The following is a 21,551-nucleotide window of genomic DNA, read 5'->3' on the forward strand; positions in this document are numbered from 1 at the left end:
CGCACGTACGAGCGTAATGCACGTTTTGCGCGCGTTGCCGTTAGCGGCGCCACGCTGACCGCGCGGCGCCCGCTGCCGTCAGCTCTGGCTGACCTTGGGCAAATAGTTGTTGCCGACAATCTCGCCAAACGGTCCCGACAACGGACCGCTTGCGCTCGTGCGCTCGCGGCCGGGCAGCAGCGGGAACACCAGTTCGGCAAAGCGGTACGACTCCTCCAGATGCGGATAGCCGGACAGAATGAACGTGTCGATGCCAAGCTCGCTGTATTCCTTCATGCGCCCGGCCACCTGCTCAGGACTCCCGACCAGTGCCGTGCCCGCCCCGCCGCGTACGAGACCAACCCCGGCCCACACGTTCGGATACACCTCGAGTTGCTCGCGGCTACCACGCTTGCCGCCGTGCAGTGCGGCCATGCGGCGCTGTCCTTCCGAATCCATCTTCGCGAACGAAGCTTGCGCCCGCGAGATCGTGTCGTCGTCGAGCTTGCTGATCAGCTTGTCGGCGGCGGCCCACGCTTCCTCTTCGGTCTCGCGCACGATCACGTGAAAGCGAATGCCGAATTTGATCTTGCGGCCACGCGCCTCGGCGCGCGCGCGAATGTCGGCGATCTTCTGCGCGACTGCGGCAGGCGGCTCGCCCCACGTGAGATAGGTGTCGATGTGCTCGCCGGCCATCTCGTGCGCGGCCGGCGACGAGCCGCCGAACCACAGCGGCGGATGCGGCTTCTGCACCGGCGGATACAGCAGCTTGCCGCCCTTCGACTGCAGATGCTTGCCGTCGAACTCGATCGCTTCGTTGGTATGCGCGGCCGTCAACTGCTGACGCCAGATGTGCAGGAATTCGTCGGTGATTTCGTAGCGCGTATCGTGCGAGACGAATACGCCGTCGCCTTCCAGTTCCGCGGCATCGCCACCCGTCACCACGTTGATCAGCAGACGCCCGCCCGAGAGGCGATCGAAGGTCGACGCCATGCGCGCGGCCAGACCCGGCGAGGTGATGCCCGGGCGGATCGCGACGAGGAATTTCAGCCGGCGCGTAGCCGGGATCAGGCTCGATGCCACCACCCACGCGTCCTCGCATGAGCGGCCGGTCGGCAGCAGTACGCCGTCGTAGCCGAGCGTATCGGCGGCCACGGCGATCTGGCGAAAGTAATCGTAATCGGCTGCGCGTGCGCCTTGGGACGTTCCGAGGTAGCGGCTGTCGCCGTGAGTCGGGATGAACCAGAACACATTCATTTGCTGCTCCTGCTTGATCGAGACGGGATGGGATGGCGCAATGGCGAGACCGGCGCGCGCAGACACGGGCACTGGCCACACAGCACGACGTCCGGCGCAATATCTCGCGCCGCGTTTGGCCAGCCGTGAAAATAGCGACGGCGGCAGCGCCGTCTACATGGAGAAACAGTCTATGGATGGGGCCCAGGCTTTTGAACGATTTTTTTTAGCTTAGGTTTTCCACTTTCGTGATTAGCCCGACGCTTTAGCATACAAGCAGGGGCTGAAATCCCCCGGGCGCTCTATATAATGACGCGACTTTCGATAATCCAGCCCGGATCACGCGCATGGGCGCGACCGGCACCCCTGGCGTCGCATTGCATGCAAAAAATCATTCTGCCGTTCGTGTCGGGTTTTCTGGCTTCGCTGTTTTTTCATGAATCGACGCTCGCGCTGCTTCATGCAGCGGGCGTGATCGATCCGGCGGGTTTCTCCACCGCGCCGTTTTTACCGCTGGGCTTGCCCGAATTCATCGCCAATGCGATCTGGAGCGCGGTCTGGGCGGTATTGATGGCGTGGCTCTTGCGCGTCTCACCCGAGCGGCGCGCGCCCTGGGTGCAGGCTTTCGTGTTCGGCGGGATCGTGCTGACGGCGGCGAGCGTGTTCGTCGTCGATCCGATTCGCGGCATCTGGCCGAGCGGCAACATGCTGCCGCGCCTCGCCATGGGCTTCGCGGCTAACGCCATGTGGGGCTGGGGCGCGCTCGTTTTCATGCGCGCTTTCATGGCGTTCGGGGACGACGAATAGCGAAGGCTTGAGCGTCGGACCGATGGGGCACAGCGCGGGTCACAGCGCTTGCCTCATAGCGCTTGCTTCACAGCGTTTTTCTTCATAGCGCTTTCTTCGCAGACCGTTTTCCGGGGGCGGCATCTCTGCCGCTCCGCCCTCGTTCAGTCAGTCAATCATTCATCAGACGCTTAGCCCTGCAGATCACGCAACGGATGTTCCGCTGCCGACCACGGGCTTTCGAACATCCGCGCCACATCGTCGGCGCGCACGTCTTCGATCTGCGCAAAGCGCCAACGCGGCGCGTTGTCCTTGTCGATGATGCGCGCCCGGATCCCCTCCACCACGTCGCCGTGCGCAAAGCTCGAGCGCGTCAGATCGAGATCGCGGCGCAGACACTCCGCCATCGTGCCCTCGGCACGCGACACGACTTCGAGCGATACGCTCATTGAGAGCGGTGAACGCTCACGCAGCACCCCGATGATCTGTTCGGCCCATTCGGCTGCCTCGCCGCCGCTTTCCGCTTGCAGCGAAGCAAGAATGCGCGCGACGTTCGGCAAGGCGAAATGCCGGTCGATAAACGCGCGCGTGTTCGCCAGCGTCGAAGCATCGGGTGCCGGCGCGACCTTGTACGCGGCGCATTCGCGCTGGATCGCCGCCACCACCTCCGAGCCATGCGCGAAGGTTTCCCGTTGCAGCGTCTCCACCAGTGCGGGCAGCGCCGCCTCGTCGATATAGACATCAGCGAGACCGGCATAGAGCGCATCGGCCGCGCCGATCGTCTCGCCCGTCACGGCCAGAAAGCGGCCGAGCGCCCCCGGCGTGCGCGCGAGGAACCAGCCCGCGCCGACATCGGGAAAGAGACCGATACGTGTCTCGGGCATGGCCATGCGGGTCGACCCGGTCACCACCCGCAAGCCGCCCGTGCGATGCGCGCCTTGCGAGATGCCCATGCCGCCGCCCATCACCACGCCGTTGAGCAGCGCAATGTAGGGCTTCGGATACGTGAAGATGGCGTGATTGAGCTGGTATTCCTCGGTGAAGAAGGTGTCCCGCGCCGCCAGATCGTCGCGCTGAAACGATTCGTAGAGAAAGCGGATATCCCCGCCTGCGCAAAACGCGCGCGGATGGTTGCTGCGCACCACCACCGCCAGCACCTCCGGGTCCTCGCGCCAACGCTCGAGCGCGGCGTGCATGGCGCGGATCATGCCCGTTGACAGGGCATTCAGCGCCTTGGGGCGCTCCAGTTCGATGAAGCCAATCTGATTGACCACATGGGCGACGAGTTCGTCGCAGACAACCGGTGATGCGGGTGTAGACATGGTGGAACGAGTCGTTAGAGAGGATGAATGGGAAGCCGAAACGTGGGAAGCGAAACGTTATCACGCAGCGCCGGATTTCGGTTTGCGGGGCGTGCGCCGCTCGCCCGCCGCCGGAGTGCCGACTGGCGCGGGGTCGATTGACGCCGGCACGGCAGCTCGTGCCGGGGCAGAGTCGCCGAACCATGCGGTCAGCGTGACATCCACCACGGTGTCGAGCGGCGCGCCTGGAAACACCGGGCACGTGAGATGCAGCGCGACGATCCCATGCAGCGACGCCCAGAACGCTTCGGCGAGGACCGCGCCGTCCGCGGATGCCCTCAGGCGGCCGGTTGCTTTCAGCTCGTTGAGGGCGTCCACCATCAGGCGCATCGCGGCGTCACCGGATGCGTGGCCGGCGGCGGGGTTGATCTGCGTGGCGGCGGCACTGGGGGATGCGGCGGCGATGGATTGTTCGCTGGATTGTTCGATGGGGTGTTTATCGACCGCGTCGTCGGGTTGACCACTGTCCTGCTTCGTGATTGCCGAGTGGGATCCGGCTGGCTGGCCTGCATCCGGATTTGCCGTCGCGGCCCCTTCTCCGCTCGCCTTGTCAGCGCCCGGATGCCCCCCGTCTTTGACGGAAGCCGAAGGACCACCCAGCGCCGCGCCGGTATAGCTGGCGTCCTCCATGAAGATCAGCCGATAGGTTTCGGGATGCGTCACACCGAACGCAATGTAAGCGCGTGCCAGCGCACCCAGCCGCTCGGCGGCGTCCGCGATCTGCGCGAGCGGCTCGAAGCTGCTCAGGAGCTGGGCGTATCCCTCGGCACACAGCGCGCGCGCAATCTCATCGCGGCTTTCGAAGTGCAGATACAGGGTGGCGGGCGAATATTCGATGGCGTCCGCAATCTTGCGCATGGAGAGCGCAGCGAACCCCTCGCGCACCACGATGCGCCGTGCGGCATCGAGGATGCGCTCGCGGAGCGCCTGCTTCTGGCGGGTTTTTCGTTCAGTGATTCCCATGACATGCATTCTGTGGTTGACAAACTGAAAAGTCAAATTAAACTGAACACTGTTTACTGAACATCGTTCATAATATTTTCATGCATCAATCGGGGCGCGAACGCGTACCGGTCACTCAAAGGAGTTGTCATGGAAACCAGCGGAAAAACAGGCTTGTTCGGCGCCGCGGGCGCGATCGGTCAAAGCATTGCCAATGCGCTGCGCGCGGCCGGGCGGGACTATCGCGTCATTGGGCGTTCGCGGGCGCCGCTGGAGGCGATGTTCGGCCACGATCCGCACGCTGAAATCGCCGTCTGGAACCCGGACGACCCTGCTTCCATCGCAGCAGCAGCCAGCGGGTTGCAAACGGCGATCTATCTCGTGGGCGTGCCCTACAACCAGTTCGCGTCCCATCCGCCCTTGATGGAGAGAACCCTGGCCGGTTTGCGGGCTGCGGGCGTCGAACGGTTGATCCTGATCGGCACGGTCTATCCGTATGGCCGGGCGCGCCACGATCTGGCCGGCAACGCTGCAGCAGGCGGCGCCGCGCGCAACGGCCAACTGCCGGCCGTTCCTCTGCTGACCGAAGATCACCCGCGCGAGCCGCATACCTTCAAAGGCAAGATGCGGCTTGCCCAGGAAAATCTGGTACTGGATGCCCACGGTCGCAACGGCTTGTCCACGCTGGTGCTACGTTTGCCGGACTTCTATGGTCCGCGCATCGAGCGCAGTCTGATCAACGGCGTGTTCGAAGGCGCGGCGCGCGGCACCCGTGCGCAAATGATCGGGCCGATCGACCTGCCGCATGAATTCGTGTTCGTGCCGGACGTGGGGCCGGTGGTGGAAAAGCTCACGCGCACACCCGAGGCATACGGCCGCTGGCTGCATCTGGCAGGCGTGGGCACCATCACGCAGCGCGAAATAGCGAAACAGGCGTACGCGCTTGCCGGACGCGAGCCGACGCTGATGGTGGCGGGCAAGACGATGCTAAGGATGCTGGGCCTCTTCAACCCGATCATCCGCGAAACGGTGGAGATGAATTACCTGATGACCGAGCCGCTGGTGCTCGACGACAGCGCGCTGCGCGCACTCATCGGTCCGGTTCACAAGACGCCTTACGAAGAAGGCATTCGGCTGTCATTCGAAGCGGCCAAAAACGCTATGAGAGCCGGGGCGTGATGGTTGTTCTTGGTTTGCCTTCGCTCGTTGTCTGTTGAAGCTGTGATCGTTGGTTGACCACCTCAGTTGACAACATTCCCCGGCGGAAAGTGGCCGCTTTTGAGCAGCACGGGTGAGCCGTGGCTGATCTCGAGATGCTCGCGCGCCACCGCTTCGATGCGGCCGCGTCCGGCGTCGAAGGCACGCATCCAGCCTTCGCGATCCGCTGGCGGTGCGCCGAAATGATCTTCGAGCGCTTCGACCGAAATCGCACATGGGACTTGCTGTCCGTCAACCAGCGCCGCGAACACCACCGTCAGGTTAGAACCCCGGTAAGCGGGAGCGTCGGCGGGAAACACGATGTTCATATTGGGATCCTCGAAAATGCGTGCAGGAAACGCCATTCTATCCGCGCCGCCGGCGTCGTCGAATGTGCGCGCGGGCGTGCTGCCGATGCGCGCCGACGTATTGCTGGCCCACACTTATGTTAGCCCGTGGCGTGCTGAAATGCAGCGCGCCTTGCGTGGCGAACACCCGAGGCGAACCAGCGCGCCTGTCGAAGCCTGCCTGTGCCTGTCAGCAAAAAGAAGGCAACACGCAAGCATGTTTTGATGTCGCAGAGCGCGTGCTGGTATGTTTCGCACTTGCGCCCACTTCCGCCCACTTGCGAGCAACCATACGAGCGATACGCTCCAACCTGTAAAATCGGCGTCGGGATGTTCACCCCGAAGGCATCAGGTCTTCAGCACACGGTCGAACCAGCGTCCCGAGCCCCTTCCAACATGAGGAAATCAGCATGAAGTCTTTCGAGCAGCGCGATCTGCCTGCCCTCTTCGGCGCCGTGGCGCGTATTGCCACCATGTCGGCAACTGTGGCGCTCGCTGCATCGCTTGCCGCGTGCGCTTCGTCGAACACAACTTCACTGATTCACCTGCCCAATGGCGAAACCGGCTTTGCCGTGAACTGCAGCGGCGCGGATGCGGGATCGAGCTGGGCATCCTGCTACGTCCAGGCCGGCCAGGCATGCGGCGCAACCGGTTACGACATCGTCTCCAAAGACAACGACGAAGGCGGCGCCACAGGTGGCGGCGTGACCAATGTCGTGTCGGCCAACGTTAAAAACCGCTCGATGATCATCCGTTGCAAATGACGTGACCTCAGTGCGCCTGCATCTTCGAGAACAGATTCAGCACGACGACGCCCGAGACGATCAAGCCGAGTCCCAGGATGGCTGGCAGATCGGGCACTTGCCGGTATAACACGAGCGCAACCATGCTGATCAATACGATGCCGGCGCCCGACCAGATGGCGTACACGATGCCGACCGGAATGCTTTTGAGCGTCAGCGACAGACAATAGAACGCGAGGCCATAGCCCGCCACCACGATCACGCTGGGCACCCAGCGCGAGAATCCCTCCGACGCCCGCAACGCGGACGTCGCGATGACTTCAGCAACGATCGCAATGGCAAGCAGTGCGTAGGGCGGCACACGCATCGCGTCAGACCTTCGCCAGCGCGAGCTGGCCATAGTCATGACCAAGGTGCGCACACAGGGCCTCCACGACGAGTTCGTGATCGGCGCGTTGCGGCAGCCCCGACACCGTCGCAGAACCGATCACCCCCACGCCCGCCACCGTCAGCGGAAACGCGCCACCGTGCGATGCGTAGTCGGCGTGCGGCAACGCATGTTTTTCGGTCAGCGTGCCGCCACCCTGCTGCAGGCGCAGACCGATCGCATACGAACTGCGATGAAAATGTGCCACCGTATTTCCCTTGCGACGCGCCCACTCGACGTTGTCGGGTGTCGCACCGGCAAGTGAACTGAAGAACAGGGGCTGGTTGAAGGTGCGTACGTCGATGGCAAGCGCAAGGCCGCGCGCTTTGGCAAGCTCGTGCAGATACGCACCGAGTTGCCATGCCTCATCGGCATCGAAGCGTGGAAACACGAGGGCGTGCTCCTGAGCGAGAATCTGCTGCTGATCGTGAACGATGTCCATGAGCGAAAGAAACCCAGAGAGAGTGTGTGAGATGACGGCGCCGGAATGCAGCGATGAAACGCAGCCATAAGACATAGCCATAACCCCGGCTATAAGCACGGCGCGGCGATGATGATGCAGCTGGCAACGACAGCGCGAATGGAAACCGGATTCTAGCGCAGCGACCATGACACGCATCGCTGCGTGGACGTAACGCGTGGACGCAAGCACCGCAGCGAGACACGTCGAGCCGATAAGCGCTACAGTGCAAATCTACGAGAAGCGGATGCACAACCACAAGCACACCCGCACGCTTTCTCGCATGTACCCCACGCGCTGTTGAAGCCGATTCTTAAAAAGCTATTGCACGCCGATCCGATCTGTCCTATAATCTTTTCTTCGACGGACGCGGGGTGGAGCAGTCTGGCAGCTCGTCGGGCTCATAACCCGAAGGTCGTAGGTTCAAATCCTACCCCCGCAACCAAGTATCACTTGCATAGCAAGATCAAGCGTCGAAACCAACATCAAAGGCTTGCCACACCGGCAGGCCTTTTTTGTTTTCGACGCGTTGATTTGCTGCATGCGATTTGCGCATGCGTTATGCCCATGCAGCATTCAACGCCTGCAGCGGTTACGTTGCGCCACTCGCATCAGCGCGCAAAGCTCAGCGCGCCTACACCGCAATCACCAGATTGGTGTACTTCGACAGATGCCTGTCCGACGTGACTAACCACAATGGCTCCGCGAGCGCCTGCGCCACCAGCAACCGGTCGAACGGATCGCGGTGAAAGTCGGGCAGATCGCGCACCATCGCAGCGTGCGACGCCCGCACCGGCAATTCGATGAAGCCGCTGCTCTCGATCTCCGACATCAGAAAGTCGACGTGGGCGTCGAGCTTGCCCAGGCCTGCCTTGATGGACGCCTCCCAGATACTTGCGCTACTCGCGAACACATCATCCGCCTCGAGGATGAGTTCGCGAGCTGCCCGCGTGAGCTTGCGGTCGTCCGTCACCGCCCAGATGTAGACGTGCGTGTCGAGCATCGGGCAGTGGCGCGTCGAAGTCGTCGGCCATGCGCACTTTGCCCTTCAACCTGCCGAAGGTGCGCGGCACCTTCGCGCGCTGTGTTGCGGCCAGCAAGACCGCTGGATTGGTGACCGGACCCGTTGCGCCAACACCTGTTTCGAGCAACCGTGAAAGCCGGCTTTTGGCCAGAAAAACTTTTGAGTGGATCTGCATGATGGACTGCTACTCCTTGCTTCAACAACCGGGCATGACGCCCCAAAAAATAGAGTAGTAATCCTAACGCAATTACCCATCCATTGCTAAGCGATTCCGCAAACCTGGCCATCCGGCCGAGGGCGCAACGTCATCCAGCGTGCGCAACCTGTGTCGACTTCACGCACGGCATCTTGAAAAGCTGCCCCGGTGATAAACTGCTATCACCATTCTTCGTCCCCATCCTATGAAATTCTGTTCTGTCTGCGGCCACGAAGTCAGCCTGAGCATTCCGCCGGGCGACAATCGCGAGCGCTTCGTCTGCGCCAGTTGCGGCACCGTGCACTATCAGAATCCGCGCAACGTGGTCGGCACCGTGCCGGTCTGGGATGACAAGGTGCTGCTGTGCCGGCGCGCCATCGAACCGCGCTACGGCTACTGGACGCTGCCGGCAGGTTTCATGGAAATGGGTGAGACCACCTCGGAAGCCGCCTCCCGCGAAACGCTCGAGGAAGCCGGCGCGCGCGTCGAAGTGCAGAGCCTGTTTTCGCTGCTCAACGTGCCGCATGTGCATCAGGTGCATCTGTTTTATCTGGCGCGTCTGCTGGACCTCGACATCGAGGCCGGCGAAGAGAGTCTCGAAGTGAAGCTCTTCGAAGAACATGAGATTCCGTGGGACGACATCGCGTTTCCTACGGTCGGACAGACACTGCGCTTTTTCTTCGCTGACCGTCAGTCCGGCAGCTACGGTTTGCACACCGGCGATATTTTCCGCTCGTTGCGCGAAGGCTGAGCGGCGCACGCATGGTTCCCTGGCTCGGACCCGACGATCCGTTTCCCTCCGTTGAGCGCGCGCTCGGCCCCGCCAGCGGCGCACCGGGCCTGCTCGCGGCGAGCGCCGACCTGTTGCCCGGGCGCCTGATCGACGCGTACCGGCGCGGCATCTTCCCGTGGTATTCCGACGGTCAGCCGGTGCTGTGGTGGAGTCCCGATCCGCGCATGATCCTGCGCCCCGCCGAGTTCAAGCTTTCGCCCTCGTTACGCAAAACGCTCAAACGCGTCCTGCGTGACGACGCATGGGAAATCCGTGTGGATCACGATTTTGCCGGTGTGATGCGCGCCTGCGCGCAGGCACCGCGCCGTGGCCAGCGCGGCACGTGGATCACTGCGGACGTGGTCGAGGCCTACGCGTCGCTGCATCGCGTGGGCGACGCTCACAGCATCGAAACCTGGCATGAAGGCGAACGCGTGGGTGGGCTTTACGGCGTCTCGTTCGGCCACATGTTCTTCGGCGAATCGATGTTCGCCGAGGTGACGGACGCATCGAAAATCGCCCTCTCCGCGCTGATCGCGCACTTGCGACGTCACAAAATAGAAATGATAGACTGCCAGCAGAACACGTCGCATCTGGCGTCGCTGGGCGGTCGCGAGATAGCGCGCAAGGCGTTCATCGCGCATGTCCGCGCGTCTGTCGATGCCGCGCCCATCCCCTGGCGCTTCGACAAGACGGTCCTGCTCGATGTCGTCGCGCCTGCGGCGTAACGGGCAGTTCCGGGCCCGTCGTTTAACGAACCGGGTTTGCCATACCCCGAATACGCTTCGAGAGCTGCCAACGTGACGCACCCCAACGAGTTGCCGCTGTCACCTCTTTCCGCGCTGCAATTCTATGCAACGGCGCCGTATCCCTGCAGTTATCTGGAGGGGCGCGTGGCGCGCTCGCAGGTCGCCACGCCCAGCCATCTGATCAACTCCGACGTCTACACCGATCTCGTCAAGGCGGGCTTCCGGCGCTCGGGCGTGTTCACCTACCGCCCCTATTGCGACGGCTGCCGCGCGTGCGTGCCAGTGCGCGTGCCGGTGGACCGTTTCGAGCCCAACCGCACGCAACGCAAGGTGTGGAAGAAGCACGGCGGTCTCGTCGCCACGGTCGCGCCGCTGCATTACGACGAAGAACACTACGCGCTCTACATGCGCTACCAGTCGGCGCGGCACGCGGGCGGCGGCATGGACCGCGACAGCCGCGACCAGTACGAACAGTTCCTGCTGCAAAGCCGGATCAACTCGCGGCTGGTCGAATTCCGCGAGCCCCTGCCCGGTCATCCGGACGCGCCCGGCATTCTGCGCATGATCAGCATGATCGACATCCTCGGCGACGGGCTCTCGTCGGTCTACACGTTCTTCGAACCGCATCAGCCGCACAGCAGCTTCGGCACCTACAACATCTACTGGCAGATCGAGCAGGCGCGCAGCCTTCGGTTACCTTACGTCTACCTCGGCTACTGGATCCGCGAAAGCCAGAAGATGGCCTACAAGGCGAACTTCCGTCCGCTCGAAGGGCTCGTCGACGGCAACTGGAAAACGCTGGATCCGCACAGCCTCGAACTGCCGCCGGTGGATGCCGCCATCCACGGCCGGCGCGGCGGCGGCCCTTACCGCTGATTCGCGGATCCGCGAGCCGCTGATCCGCAAGCCACGGAGCAGCCGGTAATCTTTGCGCCTCAAGCGCCGCCCTGCCATCTCCTTAAAGCCGCTAAAATAACGGGTTCTCATTTTTAGCCGCCCGGCTCCGCCCCGTGTTCAGTTCACTCTACCCGCTCGTTCGCGCGCAACTCTTTCGCATGGACGCGGAAGACGCTCACCACCTGACCTTGCGCCTGCTCGGCGCGGCGGGCCGTACCGGTCTCGCGGGGGCGCTGGCGCCGCGCGTGCCCGATGCGCCGCGCACCGTGATGGGTCTCACCTTCCGCAATCCGGTCGGCCTCGCGGCGGGGCTGGACAAGGACGGCGCGTGCATCGACGGACTGGCGGCGCTCGGCTTCGGCTTCATCGAAGTGGGCACCGTGACGCCGCGTCCGCAGCCGGGCAATCCGCGCCCGCGCATGTTCCGTCTGCCGCAGGCGAACGCCGTCATCAATCGCATGGGTTTTAACAACGCGGGCGTCGACCAGTTCGTCAAGAACGTGCAGGCCGCGCGCTATCGCGGCACGTTGGGCCTGAACATCGGCAAGAACGCCGATACGCCGATCGAACGCGCGGCCGAAGACTACCTGTACTGTCTCGAACGCGTGTATCCGTTCGCGAGCTACGTGACGGTCAACATCTCCTCGCCCAACACCAAAAACCTGCGCCAGTTGCAAGGTGCCGACGCACTCGACGCCCTGCTCGCCGCGCTCAAGGACAAGCAGCAGCGCCTCGCGGACCTGCACGGCAAACTGGTGCCGCTCGCCTTGAAGATCGCGCCGGACCTCGACGACGAGCAGATCAAGTCGATCGCGGACACCCTGCTGCGGCACGGTTTCGAAGGCGTGATCGCCACTAACACGACGCTCGCACGCAGCGCTGTCAGCGGAATGCCGCATGCGGAAGAAGCCGGCGGCCTGTCGGGCAAGCCGGTGTTCGACGCGTCCAATGAGGTCATCCGCAAACTGCGCGCGGAAGTGGGCGACACGGTGCCGATTATCGGCGTGGGCGGCATTTTCTCCGGCGAGGACGCGCGCGCGAAGCTCGCGGCGGGCGCCGCGCTGGTGCAGTTGTACACTGGCTTCATTTATCGCGGACCGGCGCTGGTCGGCGAATGCGTGCAGGCGCTGGCCGGAGGCCGCGCGGTCTGAGCGCACGGCAGGCGGCAGCCAGTCACCGCTACCGTCGCGGCGGGCGGCCGAGTATATAGATATAAACAAACAGTAGTTCAGTCTCAATAGTCTGGTTTGCTATGCTTGCCGCCAGTTCAAAACCGCCCGTCATGGGCATCAAAGCACGAAGAAGGCAAACGATGAAATTTGGCTCGCTGAAAACCCTCCTCGTCGCCGGTCTGATCGGCGCCTCGTTCACCGCGCTCACCGCCCACGCGGACGACCTGCTCGATCAGGTCAAGCAACGCGGCACGCTGCGCGTCGGGCTGGAAGGCACGTTCCCCCCGTTCGACTCCAAGGCGCCCAACGGTGAACTGGTCGGCTTCGACGTGGACATCGCCAAAGCCGTAGCCGCGAAGCTCGGCGTGAAGCCGGAGTTCGTCACCACGGAATGGAGCGGCATCATCGCCGGTCTGCAGGCCGGCAAGTTCGACGTGATCGTCAACCAGGTCGGCATTACCGATGCGCGCAAGCAGACGCTCGATTTTTCGCCTGGCTACACGTTCTCGGCCGCCCAACTGATCCAGCGTAAGGACGACTCGCGCCAGTTCAAGTCGCTCGACGACCTGAAGGGCAAGAAGCTGGGTGTCGGCCTCGGCACGAACTACATGGACATGGCCAAGTCGGTGCCGGGCATCGACGTCAAGACCTATCCGGGTGCGCCTGAATACCTGGCCGACCTGGCCGCCGGCCGTCTGGACGCCGCGCTCAACGACCGTCTGATGCTTGCCTATCTGCTGAAGACCTCGCCGCTGCCGCTGCGCACGGGCGCGTTGGTGGGCTCGGCGAGCCCCTCGGGCATTCCGTTCCGCAAGGGTAATCCGAAGTTCGCCAAGGCGATCGACGACGCGATGACCCAGCTCGAAGCCGACGGCACCTTCGCGAAGATTTCGGACAAATGGTTCGGCATCGACGTGACCAAGCCGATCTCCAACTGATCTAAGCGGCGGCGTAACGCGGCCGGCGGCCGTTCAACGCCGCCGCGATAAACGCCATTGCCAAAGCCAGGGCGGCATCTCGACGATGCCGCCTTTTTCTTTGCCGGCACCGAACGCAGCATGCGTGCCCTCACGCTGTTACGATCACGCTTCCGGACCTCTTTATGATGTGCGCCCGCCTCGCGCACGATACTCACCGCCCATGTCCACCACCACCCTGCTCGTCCAATCGCTCCCGGTCCTCGCACAAGGCGCCCTGCTGACGATCAAGTTTGCGGTTCTGTCGATGGTCTTCGGCCTGCTTGCCGCCAGCTTGCTGGCCATCATGGGGATCAGTCACAACCAGGCGCTGAACTGGATTGCTCGCGTCTACGTGAGCCTGATGCGCGGCACGCCGCTGCTGGTCCAGATCTTCGTGATCTATTACGGCTTGCCGAGCATCGGCATCTCGCTCGATCCAACACCTGCCGGTGTGATCGCGCTATCCGCGAACGTCGCGGCGTATTTGTCGGAGAGCATGCGCGGCGCGATTCTCGGCATTCATCGCGGCCAATGGCTGGCTGCCTACAGCCTCGGACTGTCGCGGCGTCAGACGCTGCGCTACGTGATCGCGCCGCAGGCATTGCGCATCGCCGTGCCGAGTCTGTCGAACAGTCTGATCAGCCTGATCAAGGACACCTCGCTGGTCTCGGTGATTACGGTGACGGAACTGCTGCGCAGTGCGCAGGAAGTGATCGCGGCCACTTTCCAGCCGCTGCCGCTCTATCTCGCGGCGGCTGCGGTCTACTGGGTGCTGTGTCAGGTGCTCGAATGGCTGCAGCACTGGTACGAGCGACGGCTCGCGCTGCCCACGCGGAATTGAGAAAAAGCCGCAGGGCGACCCGCGCCCGAAGCACCCCATACGCCTAGCGCACCGCCAGCGGTATATCGAGCTTCGCGCCGAAGCGATTGAAGCGCGGTTCGTAGAAGTGGTCGGGGTCGAGCGAGAACGCCACGCGGCGCGTGCGCCCCATCAGCTCTTTACGCGGGAAGAAGCCGAAGTAGCGCGAGTCGGCGCTGTCGTCGCGATTGTCACCCAGCATCAGATACTCGTCCGGCGGCACGATCACCGGCCCAAAGGAATTGCGCGGGCTCGGCGCCTCGGGCGACAGCCGCACCACATGCACGACCCCGTCGAAACGCTCGGCCAGATAGTCGCCCTTCGAGGCAGCATCGCCCGGCAGCGGCGCCATCTTGAGCGGCTGATAGTCCGCACGCACGCCGTTCACGTACAGCACGTTGTCGCGCATTGCCACGCTGTCGCCCGGCAGGCCGATCAGGCGCTTGACGATCAGCTCATGCGCCGCCGACGAATCAATCGTGACGATGTCACCGCGTTGCGGATCGTGCAGATGCGCAATGGCGATGTGCGTGAGCGGCACGCGCAGATCGTAGGCCATCTTGTCGACCAGAATGCGATCGCCCTCGCGGATGGTGGGCAGCATCGAGCCGCTCGGCACGATATTCCAGTCCGCAATCGCACTGCGGAACAGCACCATCAGGAACAGAAACGCGACGAGGCTTTTGTTGTCGCGCCACAACTTGGCAAGCATGCGCATCGGACACAGCTCCAGCGGAAGGTAATCGAAAGCGAGGGCTCGCCGCCTCGGCGAGCCCGGCCAAATCGTACCACCGTCGGGCAGTCGAGGATTTTGCCGCTGCGCCGCGCGTGCTACTCGCCTGCGAACCGCAAGCCCAACGCAGCCCGCGCCGCGTCCGTCATGGCGATCATCTGCAAGGATTTGGCATGCGGCATCAGCGGACTTTCGAGCTGGCCCGCGCGGATCAGCTCGCAAAAGTGCGCGGTCTCGTAGTTGAGCCCGCCGCCTTCGAAGGGCACGTCGAGTTCGACCACGCGGCCATCCGTGTAGCGAATCGTGGCGCGCACCGGGTTCCACCAGTTTTCGTGGATCGTCACGTGACCGCCCGGCGCGAGCAGCAGCGCGTCACCCTTGCCGTGCAGATCGAGCCCGCAAAACAGTTGCGAGATGCCGCGTTCGTGCTGGCTGTTCAGACTTGCAAAGGTATCGACGCCGGTCGGTCCCAGCCGCCCGAGCGTCTGCACCTCCTGCGGTGCGCCGAGCCAGTCGACCGCGAGAAACATCTCGTAGATGCCGATGTCGAGCAGCGCCCCACCGGCATGCTCGAACGAAAACGACGGATGATCGGGCGGCACGTTCGCCGCCGAACAGCCGGCGCGCACCAGACCCACCTCGCCGATCGGATCGCGCGCCAGGTGTTCGCGCAAGGCACGATAGAGCGGATAAAACGGCGGCTTCATCGCTTCCATGAACAACCGCTGCGCGCCGCGTGCGGCTGCGAGCACGCGTTCGAGTTGCGCGGCATTGATGGTGGCCGGCTTTTCGCACAGCACGTGCAGGCCCGCTTCGAGCGCGGCAATCGCGTAGTCGACGTGACTGTCCTGCAAGGTGGCGATGTAGACCGCGTCTATGTTGCTCGCCAGCAGCGCGTCGAAGCTCGCACACGCCTCGCCGCCGAACTCCGCGGCAAAGGCCGCCACCGGTTCCGCGCGACGCGACCACAGCGCACCCAGTTCGGCAGCCGGCACGTGCGCGAGCCCTTGCGCGAAGCGGCGCGCAATGCGGCCAGTGCCGACGATACCCCAGCGAATCACGCGCTCGTCGTTCATGGTTGCTTCTCTCCAGTCTGTCTCCGCCGCATCGTACGCATCGACGCAAATTCAAAGCGTGATCAACGCGTGATCGACGCGTGATCAACACGCACGGCGGAGCATCAAATCAAAAGAGAAGGACGATATCACGCAGGGCGCGTGATGGGCCGCTCACACGCGCGTGTTTTCCACCGCGCCGAGCGTGCGCCAGCGCCACGATCCGAGTGCGCGCAGCATGGGCCGCTCCACGCGCAGATGAAACACAACGGCGAGCGCCACCGCTGCGACTGTCGCCGTCGCGAGGGCCACGTAGGCACCGCTCGAACCATGCAGACCGACATGCGTCATCACTTTCATCACGAGGCTGACGAGCGGATAGTGCAAAAGATAGAGCACGTAGGATGCACCGCCCAGCAGTTGCCAGTAACGGCCACCGCCGTACACGACACCCCGGTCTTCGGATTTGGCCGCGCCGAAAATCAGCAGCGCGCTGGCGATGCCATAGCAGGCCACGGCAACGGCCTGCTGCGCGCGGCTGAGATCTTCGGAACCAGTGGCCTGCCAGGCGGCTGCGCTCACCAGCAGCAGCAACCCCAGCAGCAACGCGAGCCGCTCGACCCACGGCGCCAGCTTCACAGCGCGTGCTCGCGCCAGTGCAACCGGCGTCGCGACGGCCACCGCGTTAGTCACACCCGAGCCCGTCACACGACACAACCACGCGGTTGCACCGCCGAGCGCGAACAGCAGCACCCGGTCGTCCGCGAGAAAGCTGAGCGGGAAACTGCATCCACCGAGGCACGTCGAGAAGTTCAGGGCCCACAGCCCCGCTACCAGCAACGACGCGAACGGCGCGAGAATCGCCAGCGCCACGAACGCGTAAAACAGGATCTCGTACTGCAGCGACCATGCCACCGTCAGCACGGGCGCGCCGGTGGTCGTCACGCCTGGTGTAGACGGATCCATCGGGATCAACAGCAGTCCCTTGAGGATGGTCCACGGATCGGTCGGCATGCTTTGCCGCAATGCAGGCAGGGCCAGCGACGCGCACAGCACCGCCGCGAAAATGATCCAGTAGGTGGGATAGATGCGGATCGCACGCCTCGCCAGGTAACCGCCGAGACGCTGCGGTTCACCGATATCCTTGCCGTGAATCCAGAAGATGATGAAGCCGCTCAGCACGAAGAAAAAATCGACGCCTGCCGAGCCGCCAAAAATGAAAATCCTGTCGAGCGCGAAGTGGCCGAAGTATTTCGGCTGGATGATCGCGCCGCGCGCGTGATAGAACACCACCAGCAAAGCGGCCAGTCCTCGACAGGCCTGAAGTGATCGGTACATGGCGGACTCCGCGCAAAAGCCTCACGACACTGTGCGTGATGCGTCACGCGGGGTCTGTACGCGGCGCCACACTGACGCTGCGCACCGTCCCGCTCATTCAGGCCGCAAGGTCTCGATCGACAGTGCCTTGCCTATTTCATCGGCGGTGAAATCGATCATCGCCGTCGAGGCGGCTTCGGCCTCTTCAGGATCACGCCGCTCGATCGCTTCGACCACGCGTTTGTGATTCTGGATGACCTCTTCCCAGCCACCCGGACGGTTCGTCACGATCGGATTGATCGCCGTCAGCGCGCCGCGGATGATCGCGACCATCTGCTGGAAGAACTGGTTGCCGCTCGCGAGCACGATGCGCGTATGCAGCAGCTCGTCCGCCGTCTGATAGCCTTCGTCGCCTGGCCGCACCGAGCTGAACAGATCGAAGGCTTCGCGGATGCCGGCAATCTCGGCAGCCGTGCCGCGTACCGCTGCCTGCGCGCAGGCACGCGGCTCGATCAGCGCGCGAAATTCGATGACGTCGCGCAGGAACGTCTGATCCGGCTTCGCACGGAAGCGCCAGCTCACCACGTCCTCGTCGATCATCCGCCAGTTCTGCATGGGCCGGATGCGCGTGCCGATCTTCGGCCGCACGTCCAGCATGTCGCGCGCGAGCAGCATCGAAAGCGCCTCACGCATGACCGTGCGACTCACATCGAACTCTTTGGACAACACATCCTGCGGTGGCAGTACGGCACCATATTTTTCTTCGACGATGCCTTCGACCAGCCCGTCCATGACTTTGCTGACCAGCGAGCGATCTTTATTTCCCTGCTCCATGACACTCTCCCCGATGCGGGTGCTTCCCCGCGTAGCCTGATTACAAGCGGCCCTCTCGTGTGTCTTTTGATATGTTGTAGTTGTGTCAGTCGATACGTTGCTAGGTTAAATACGGATGCGCCAGTCGGGAAACCTCCTGACAGGGTTATCCCTCTGAAGAATTGTTTCGTCCATGTAACGCGCTGGGCAAAACGAGGCTTCAACCTTGCGTGATAAGCGTGCGGGATATGTGAAATTTGCATCGTGCGACGACGCACCAAAACGCATCAATTGGCAAATTCACAACAGTGCGCGCAACAACGGCACTCATGCAGTACGAGCCCGCCAACAGTACGGTGCGCGAATCGCCGCGAGCCATCGAGACGTGCGGTGTTCAACGGCGGCTCGTGTCGACCGAGCCGTACTGGCCGCCAAAAAACACCAGCGGCGCATGCTCGTCGAGCGAGAACACCAGCACCTCGCCAATGAAGAGCGTGTGATCGCCGCAGGGATGACGGTCCACGATACGCGCCGCGAAGCGAGCCAGCGCGTGCTCGAGCAACACCACACCGGGCAGGCCCTCGACCGGCGCGAAACGCGGCGCCAGTGAAGCCTGCTCATCGCCGCCGAAGTGCCGGCTATGCGATTCCTGTTCAGCCGAGAGCACGCTCACGCCAAACAGATGATTGGTCATGAGCCGTTCGTGCATGCGCGCACGGTGCCCCACCGAGACGACGATCAACGGCGGCCGCAGCGATCCCGACATGAACGCGTTGGCGGTCATGGCGTGCATGTGTTCGCCGCAGCCGGTGGAGATCACCACCACGCCGGTGGCGAAGCGCCCCAGGGCACGCCGGAAGCAGCGCTCGTCGAACTCGACGGACGGCGCCGGCGGGCTGGCGAGCGACGCCGCGACGTCATTGACCGGAAATGCCCTGGCGTTCATGGCTGCCCCCTTCGCTGCGCCCATATTGATCGTCGAACCGCACGATATCGTCCTCGCCGAGATAGCTGCCGGACTGCACCTCGATCATCTCGAGCGGCGTCTTGCCCGGATTTTCGAGTCGATGCAGCACGCCAAGCGGAATGTAGGTGGATTGATTCTCGGACAGCAGGAACGTCTCTTCGCCACGCGTGACACGCGCCGTGCCGCACACCACGATCCAGTGTTCGGCGCGATGGTGATGCATCTGCAGCGACAGACGGCCGCCCGGCTTCACGACGATGCGCTTCACCTGGAAGCGTTCGCCGCGATCGATCGAATCGTAGAAGCCCCACGGCCGCATGACCTTGCGATGCTCTTCCACTTCCGTGCCGCGCTCGGCCTTCAGACGACCGACGATGGCACGCACGTCCTGCACGCGGTCCTTCGCAGCCACCAGCACGGCGTCGGCCGTTTCGACCACCACCACGCCGGTGAGACCCACGCACGCCACCAGCCGGCCATCGGAATGCGCGAAGCTGTCGGTCGAGCCTTCGAACATCACGCGGCCGCGCGCCACATTGCCGCTCGCGTCCTTGCCGCACACGTCCCACACGGCATCCCACGCGCCGACATCGGACCAGCCGGCCGCTAGCGGCACCACGACACCGGGCACGCGTGCGTCGGCCGCGATGTGCTCCATCACGGCGTAGTCGATCGAGTCAGAAGGGCAAGCGGCAAAGGCCGCGCGGCCGAGATGGAGCGCACCGTCCGCGTTGGTCACGGCTGTGGCGAAGGCGTCCGCGCACGCAGCGGCAATGGCCGGCCGGTAGTGCGCAATGGCCGCGAGCCATACCGAGGCGCGCACCACGAACATGCCGCTGTTCCACCAGTACTCGCCGGATGCGACATAGTGCTGGGCGAGTTCCTGATCCGGCTTTTCGACAAAACCGGCAATCTCACGTGCGCCCTGCTCGTCGCGTGCCGCGCCGGTGCGGATATAACCGTAGCCGGTTTCGGCATGCAGCGGCGGCACACCCAGGGTGACGATCGCCCCTTGCGCCGCGTGCGCCACGGCACGTTCCAGCGCCGTCGCGAAAGCCGCACTGTCTTCGATCAGATGGTCGGCCGGCAACACCACCAGCACCGGGTCGTCCGCATCGCTCGCTGCCGACTCCGCCACCAGCGCCGCCACCGTCAGCGCCGGCGCAGTGTTGCGCGGCACCGGTTCGAGCAGCATGCGCACGCTTCCGCCTGCGCGCGTGAGTTGCTCGGCGGTCTGCAAACGCAGTTCCTCGCAGCACACCACCAGTGCGGGCTTCTGCAACAGGGCCACACCACCCTCAGCGCGCGCTGCCGTCGTGAACACACCGTCGAGCCGGTGCAGCGTGGCGGCGAGCAACGACTCGTCGCCGACCAGGTCGATCAACTGCTTCGGATAGCGCTCGCGCGAGAGCGGCCACAGACGCGTGCCCGAGCCCCCCGCAAGAACGACCGGTTGTACGGTGACGGAGCTGCTGCGCACGACACCCTGCGCTGCGCTCACAGCCTGGACTTCTGCATCGTTCATATTTTGTTGTTCTCCGGATTTTTTAATAACGTCGAGGCATGAAACCAGCGCTGAAGTGGACGTGAGCCGCATTCAGCGCAGGCTTCAGGCCTGATCCCCGCGTAAAGGCTTGCGTGCGACAAAGTGAAACCACCACGTGTCGCTCGTGTCTTCGGTTTCGGTGATACGCCGGCCATCGAGGCTGCCGAACACCGCTTCCATGTCGAAACCAATTTCAGCTAACTGGCGTTTCTGCTCGGCGATGGTGGTGTAGATGATCACGATCGCAAAGTAATGCGCGGCCGCGTTCATCACCGAATAGCCTTCGAAACGCTGGTTGAAGCGCGAGTTGCGCACGTAGTTGTAGCTGGCGAGCGGCAGCACGCGCAGCGTGCGCAAGGTGCGCCATGCCATCTTGATGGGGTTCAGCGAAAGGCGCGGCATCAGGCGCCAGATCGTCTCGCCGCATCCCGGGCCGTCCTGGTTGTGCGAAGAGAACACGATGAACCCGCCGGGCTTCAACACACGGTACATCTCACGCAGAATCTTCACGCGGTCCACGTAGTTCACGCAGTCGATACCATTGAAACTGAAGGTGACGAGGTTGAACGATTCGTCCGCGAACTCATGCATGTCGCGTGCATCCATCCAGCGCAGATCGTCATTCGGATATTTGCTTTTGGCGATGTTGAGCAGCTTCTCGGTGTAGTCCACGCCAATGTAGCGATTGCTGACTTGCTTCAGCAACGGCACGGTTCTGCCCGCACCAATACCGATGTCGAGAATCGGTTCACCCACCACACGAGGACGCACCCATTCGATGGCAGCGCGTTCTCCGGCGTCGGTCCAGTCATCGAGTTTTCCCAGGCTGCTGGTGGCATCCGCCGAATTCCAGGCTGCCCGGTTAATACGATCAAAATCCTGACGTACGTCCATAGCATTCCCCAAAAAGAAGAAAGACATGCTTGAGGGGTAGCCGCGACAACGTCGAGATGAAAAGCCGATGCCGCCAGCCCTCACTCGAACTGCCTTGCCACCCATGGGTGTAGCGTATGG

Annotated in this window: 24 protein-coding genes and 1 tRNA gene; 11 read left to right on the top strand and 14 right to left on the bottom strand. The window is 63.3% G+C overall.

All coding sequences use genetic code 11. From position 1 onward, the window contains the following. Nucleotides 1-78 precede the first annotated feature (78 nt). Nucleotides 79-1,236 (bottom strand): FMNH2-dependent alkanesulfonate monooxygenase, encoded by a 1,158-nt coding sequence (ssuD, locus tag D0B32_RS10105; protein ID WP_117333812.1) that lies wholly within the window; start codon nt 1,234-1,236, stop codon nt 79-81. Nucleotides 1,237-1,596: 360 nt separating this feature from the next. Between ssuD and D0B32_RS10110 the strand changes: the two genes are divergently transcribed. Then, nucleotides 1,597-2,022: a hypothetical protein gene (locus D0B32_RS10110; RefSeq protein WP_117333813.1), complete on the top strand. Its 426-nt coding sequence runs from the start codon at nt 1,597-1,599 to the stop codon at nt 2,020-2,022. 170 nt (nt 2,023-2,192) lie between these two features. Here the strand turns inward: D0B32_RS10110 and D0B32_RS10115 are convergent, their stop codons facing one another. Together D0B32_RS10115 and D0B32_RS10120 are read right to left on the bottom strand one after the other, a co-directional pair. Next, entirely contained in the window at nt 2,193-3,323 is a 1,131-nt protein-coding gene (locus tag D0B32_RS10115; RefSeq protein ID WP_117333814.1) for an enoyl-CoA hydratase/isomerase family protein, read from the bottom strand. 60 nt (nt 3,324-3,383) lie between these two features. Then, nucleotides 3,384-4,325, bottom strand: coding sequence for a TetR/AcrR family transcriptional regulator (locus tag D0B32_RS10120; protein ID WP_259294948.1), 942 nt, complete (start codon nt 4,323-4,325; stop codon nt 3,384-3,386). 129 nt (nt 4,326-4,454) lie between these two features. Between D0B32_RS10120 and D0B32_RS10125 the strand changes: the two genes are divergently transcribed. Next, on the top strand, nt 4,455-5,483 hold the full coding sequence (locus tag D0B32_RS10125; RefSeq protein WP_117333816.1) for an NAD-dependent epimerase/dehydratase family protein: 1,029 nt from the start codon (nt 4,455-4,457) through the stop codon (nt 5,481-5,483). A gap of 62 nt (nt 5,484-5,545) precedes the next feature. Here the strand turns inward: D0B32_RS10125 and D0B32_RS10130 are convergent, their stop codons facing one another. Next, complete coding sequence (locus D0B32_RS10130; protein ID WP_117334161.1) at nt 5,546-5,830, bottom strand: DUF1488 domain-containing protein; 285 nt, start codon at nt 5,828-5,830, stop codon at nt 5,546-5,548. A 491-nt stretch (nt 5,831-6,321) separates the two neighbouring features. Here D0B32_RS10130 and D0B32_RS10135 point away from each other — a divergent pair, with 491 nt between their 5' ends. Then, nucleotides 6,322-6,612: a hypothetical protein gene (locus D0B32_RS10135; RefSeq protein WP_259294973.1), complete on the top strand. Its 291-nt coding sequence runs from the start codon at nt 6,322-6,324 to the stop codon at nt 6,610-6,612. A gap of 7 nt (nt 6,613-6,619) precedes the next feature. Here the strand turns inward: D0B32_RS10135 and D0B32_RS10140 are convergent, their stop codons facing one another. Both D0B32_RS10140 and D0B32_RS10145 read right to left on the bottom strand, forming a co-directional pair. Then, on the bottom strand, nt 6,620-6,952 hold the full coding sequence (locus tag D0B32_RS10140; RefSeq protein WP_404935545.1) for a DMT family transporter: 333 nt from the start codon (nt 6,950-6,952) through the stop codon (nt 6,620-6,622). A gap of 10 nt (nt 6,953-6,962) precedes the next feature. Further along, nucleotides 6,963-7,460 carry a heme-degrading domain-containing protein gene (locus tag D0B32_RS10145; protein ID WP_117333819.1) on the bottom strand — a complete coding sequence of 166 codons (498 nt, stop codon included), beginning with the start codon at nt 7,458-7,460 and terminating at the stop codon, nt 6,963-6,965. Nucleotides 7,461-7,846: 386 nt separating this feature from the next. On the opposite strand from D0B32_RS10145, the gene D0B32_RS10150 reads away from it, so the two are divergent. Then, nucleotides 7,847-7,923: transfer RNA gene (locus D0B32_RS10150), tRNA-Met, on the top strand. A 189-nt stretch (nt 7,924-8,112) separates the two neighbouring features. On the opposite strand, the gene D0B32_RS10155 is transcribed toward D0B32_RS10150, so the two are convergent. Then, a complete protein-coding gene (locus D0B32_RS10155) occupies nt 8,113-8,481 on the bottom strand; it encodes a type II toxin-antitoxin system VapC family toxin (RefSeq protein ID WP_117333820.1) in 369 nt (122 codons plus the stop codon). 29 nt (nt 8,482-8,510) lie between these two features. Between D0B32_RS10155 and D0B32_RS32500 the strand changes: the two genes are divergently transcribed. From D0B32_RS32500 to D0B32_RS10190, 7 genes are all read left to right on the top strand, one after another. Then, a complete protein-coding gene (locus D0B32_RS32500; RefSeq protein WP_181969772.1) occupies nt 8,511-8,735 on the top strand; it encodes a hypothetical protein in 225 nt (74 codons plus the stop codon). Nucleotides 8,736-8,903: 168 nt separating this feature from the next. Beyond that, nucleotides 8,904-9,449, top strand: coding sequence for an NUDIX hydrolase (locus tag D0B32_RS10165; RefSeq protein WP_117333821.1), 546 nt, complete (start codon nt 8,904-8,906; stop codon nt 9,447-9,449). 11 nt (nt 9,450-9,460) lie between these two features. Continuing rightward, nucleotides 9,461-10,198 carry a leucyl/phenylalanyl-tRNA--protein transferase gene (gene aat / locus D0B32_RS10170; RefSeq protein ID WP_117333822.1) on the top strand — a complete coding sequence of 246 codons (738 nt, stop codon included), beginning with the start codon at nt 9,461-9,463 and terminating at the stop codon, nt 10,196-10,198. A gap of 72 nt (nt 10,199-10,270) precedes the next feature. Next, nucleotides 10,271-11,095: an arginyltransferase gene (locus tag D0B32_RS10175; RefSeq protein ID WP_117334162.1), complete on the top strand. Its 825-nt coding sequence runs from the start codon at nt 10,271-10,273 to the stop codon at nt 11,093-11,095. Nucleotides 11,096-11,229: 134 nt separating this feature from the next. Further along, nucleotides 11,230-12,267, top strand: coding sequence for a quinone-dependent dihydroorotate dehydrogenase (locus D0B32_RS10180; RefSeq protein WP_117333823.1), 1,038 nt, complete (start codon nt 11,230-11,232; stop codon nt 12,265-12,267). Between the two features lie 161 nt (nt 12,268-12,428). Beyond that, nucleotides 12,429-13,226 carry a cystine ABC transporter substrate-binding protein gene (locus D0B32_RS10185; RefSeq protein ID WP_117333824.1) on the top strand — a complete coding sequence of 266 codons (798 nt, stop codon included), beginning with the start codon at nt 12,429-12,431 and terminating at the stop codon, nt 13,224-13,226. 202 nt (nt 13,227-13,428) lie between these two features. Next, nucleotides 13,429-14,088: an amino acid ABC transporter permease gene (locus D0B32_RS10190; RefSeq protein ID WP_117333825.1), complete on the top strand. Its 660-nt coding sequence runs from the start codon at nt 13,429-13,431 to the stop codon at nt 14,086-14,088. 43 nt (nt 14,089-14,131) lie between these two features. On the opposite strand, the gene lepB is transcribed toward D0B32_RS10190, so the two are convergent. The 7 genes from lepB to D0B32_RS10225 form a co-directional block, all read right to left on the bottom strand. Beyond that, nucleotides 14,132-14,824 (bottom strand): signal peptidase I, encoded by a 693-nt coding sequence (gene lepB, locus D0B32_RS10195; RefSeq protein ID WP_117333826.1) that lies wholly within the window; start codon nt 14,822-14,824, stop codon nt 14,132-14,134. A 113-nt stretch (nt 14,825-14,937) separates the two neighbouring features. Beyond that, complete coding sequence (locus tag D0B32_RS10200; RefSeq protein ID WP_117333827.1) at nt 14,938-15,915, bottom strand: Gfo/Idh/MocA family protein; 978 nt, start codon at nt 15,913-15,915, stop codon at nt 14,938-14,940. 153 nt (nt 15,916-16,068) lie between these two features. Further along, complete coding sequence (locus D0B32_RS10205; RefSeq protein WP_117333828.1) at nt 16,069-17,232, bottom strand: acyltransferase; 1,164 nt, start codon at nt 17,230-17,232, stop codon at nt 16,069-16,071. 93 nt (nt 17,233-17,325) lie between these two features. Beyond that, the gene (locus D0B32_RS10210) at nt 17,326-18,045 is read right to left on the bottom strand and encodes a FadR/GntR family transcriptional regulator (protein WP_117333829.1); all 720 of its coding nucleotides are present in this window, start codon (nt 18,043-18,045) and stop codon (nt 17,326-17,328) included. Between the two features lie 373 nt (nt 18,046-18,418). Continuing rightward, on the bottom strand, nt 18,419-18,970 hold the full coding sequence (locus D0B32_RS10215) for a flavin reductase family protein (RefSeq protein WP_117333830.1): 552 nt from the start codon (nt 18,968-18,970) through the stop codon (nt 18,419-18,421). Further along, nucleotides 18,942-20,516 (bottom strand): mannose-1-phosphate guanylyltransferase/mannose-6-phosphate isomerase, encoded by a 1,575-nt coding sequence (locus D0B32_RS10220; RefSeq protein WP_117333831.1) that lies wholly within the window; start codon nt 20,514-20,516, stop codon nt 18,942-18,944. Before D0B32_RS10220 ends, D0B32_RS10215 begins: the two co-directional genes overlap by 29 nt. Nucleotides 20,517-20,600: 84 nt before the next feature. Continuing rightward, a complete protein-coding gene (locus D0B32_RS10225; RefSeq protein WP_310591187.1) occupies nt 20,601-21,536 on the bottom strand; it encodes a class I SAM-dependent methyltransferase in 936 nt (311 codons plus the stop codon). Between the last annotated feature and the right edge of the window lie 15 nt (nt 21,537-21,551).

This window comes from Paraburkholderia sp. DHOC27 (assembly GCF_003429005.1).
Lineage (GTDB): Bacteria > Pseudomonadota > Gammaproteobacteria > Burkholderiales > Burkholderiaceae > Paraburkholderia.

Excerpts from the sequence above, each read along its gene's own strand:
- ssuD (WP_117333812.1), bottom strand. The coding sequence starts at position 1,236 with ATGAATGTGTTCTGGTTCATCCCGACTCACGGCGACAGCCGCTACCTC.
- D0B32_RS10110 (WP_117333813.1), top strand. The coding sequence starts at position 1,597 with ATGCAAAAAATCATTCTGCCGTTCGTGTCGGGTTTTCTGGCTTCGCTG.
- D0B32_RS10115 (WP_117333814.1), bottom strand. The coding sequence starts at position 3,323 with ATGTCTACACCCGCATCACCGGTTGTCTGCGACGAACTCGTCGCCCAT.
- D0B32_RS10120 (WP_259294948.1), bottom strand. The coding sequence starts at position 4,325 with ATGGGAATCACTGAACGAAAAACCCGCCAGAAGCAGGCGCTCCGCGAG.
- D0B32_RS10125 (WP_117333816.1), top strand. The coding sequence starts at position 4,455 with ATGGAAACCAGCGGAAAAACAGGCTTGTTCGGCGCCGCGGGCGCGATC.
- D0B32_RS10130 (WP_117334161.1), bottom strand. The coding sequence starts at position 5,830 with ATGAACATCGTGTTTCCCGCCGACGCTCCCGCTTACCGGGGTTCTAAC.
- D0B32_RS10135 (WP_259294973.1), top strand. The coding sequence starts at position 6,322 with ATGTCGGCAACTGTGGCGCTCGCTGCATCGCTTGCCGCGTGCGCTTCG.
- D0B32_RS10145 (WP_117333819.1), bottom strand. The coding sequence starts at position 7,460 with ATGGACATCGTTCACGATCAGCAGCAGATTCTCGCTCAGGAGCACGCC.
- D0B32_RS10155 (WP_117333820.1), bottom strand. The coding sequence starts at position 8,481 with ATGCTCGACACGCACGTCTACATCTGGGCGGTGACGGACGACCGCAAG.
- D0B32_RS32500 (WP_181969772.1), top strand. The coding sequence starts at position 8,511 with ATGCGCACTTTGCCCTTCAACCTGCCGAAGGTGCGCGGCACCTTCGCG.
- D0B32_RS10165 (WP_117333821.1), top strand. The coding sequence starts at position 8,904 with ATGAAATTCTGTTCTGTCTGCGGCCACGAAGTCAGCCTGAGCATTCCG.
- aat (WP_117333822.1), top strand. The coding sequence starts at position 9,461 with ATGGTTCCCTGGCTCGGACCCGACGATCCGTTTCCCTCCGTTGAGCGC.
- D0B32_RS10185 (WP_117333824.1), top strand. The coding sequence starts at position 12,429 with ATGAAATTTGGCTCGCTGAAAACCCTCCTCGTCGCCGGTCTGATCGGC.
- D0B32_RS10190 (WP_117333825.1), top strand. The coding sequence starts at position 13,429 with ATGTCCACCACCACCCTGCTCGTCCAATCGCTCCCGGTCCTCGCACAA.
- lepB (WP_117333826.1), bottom strand. The coding sequence starts at position 14,824 with ATGCGCATGCTTGCCAAGTTGTGGCGCGACAACAAAAGCCTCGTCGCG.
- D0B32_RS10200 (WP_117333827.1), bottom strand. The coding sequence starts at position 15,915 with ATGAACGACGAGCGCGTGATTCGCTGGGGTATCGTCGGCACTGGCCGC.
- D0B32_RS10205 (WP_117333828.1), bottom strand. The coding sequence starts at position 17,232 with ATGTACCGATCACTTCAGGCCTGTCGAGGACTGGCCGCTTTGCTGGTG.
- D0B32_RS10210 (WP_117333829.1), bottom strand. The coding sequence starts at position 18,045 with ATGGAGCAGGGAAATAAAGATCGCTCGCTGGTCAGCAAAGTCATGGAC.
- D0B32_RS10215 (WP_117333830.1), bottom strand. The coding sequence starts at position 18,970 with ATGAACGCCAGGGCATTTCCGGTCAATGACGTCGCGGCGTCGCTCGCC.
- D0B32_RS10220 (WP_117333831.1), bottom strand. The coding sequence starts at position 20,516 with ATGAACGATGCAGAAGTCCAGGCTGTGAGCGCAGCGCAGGGTGTCGTG.
- D0B32_RS10225 (WP_310591187.1), bottom strand. The coding sequence starts at position 21,536 with ATGGGTGGCAAGGCAGTTCGAGTGAGGGCTGGCGGCATCGGCTTTTCA.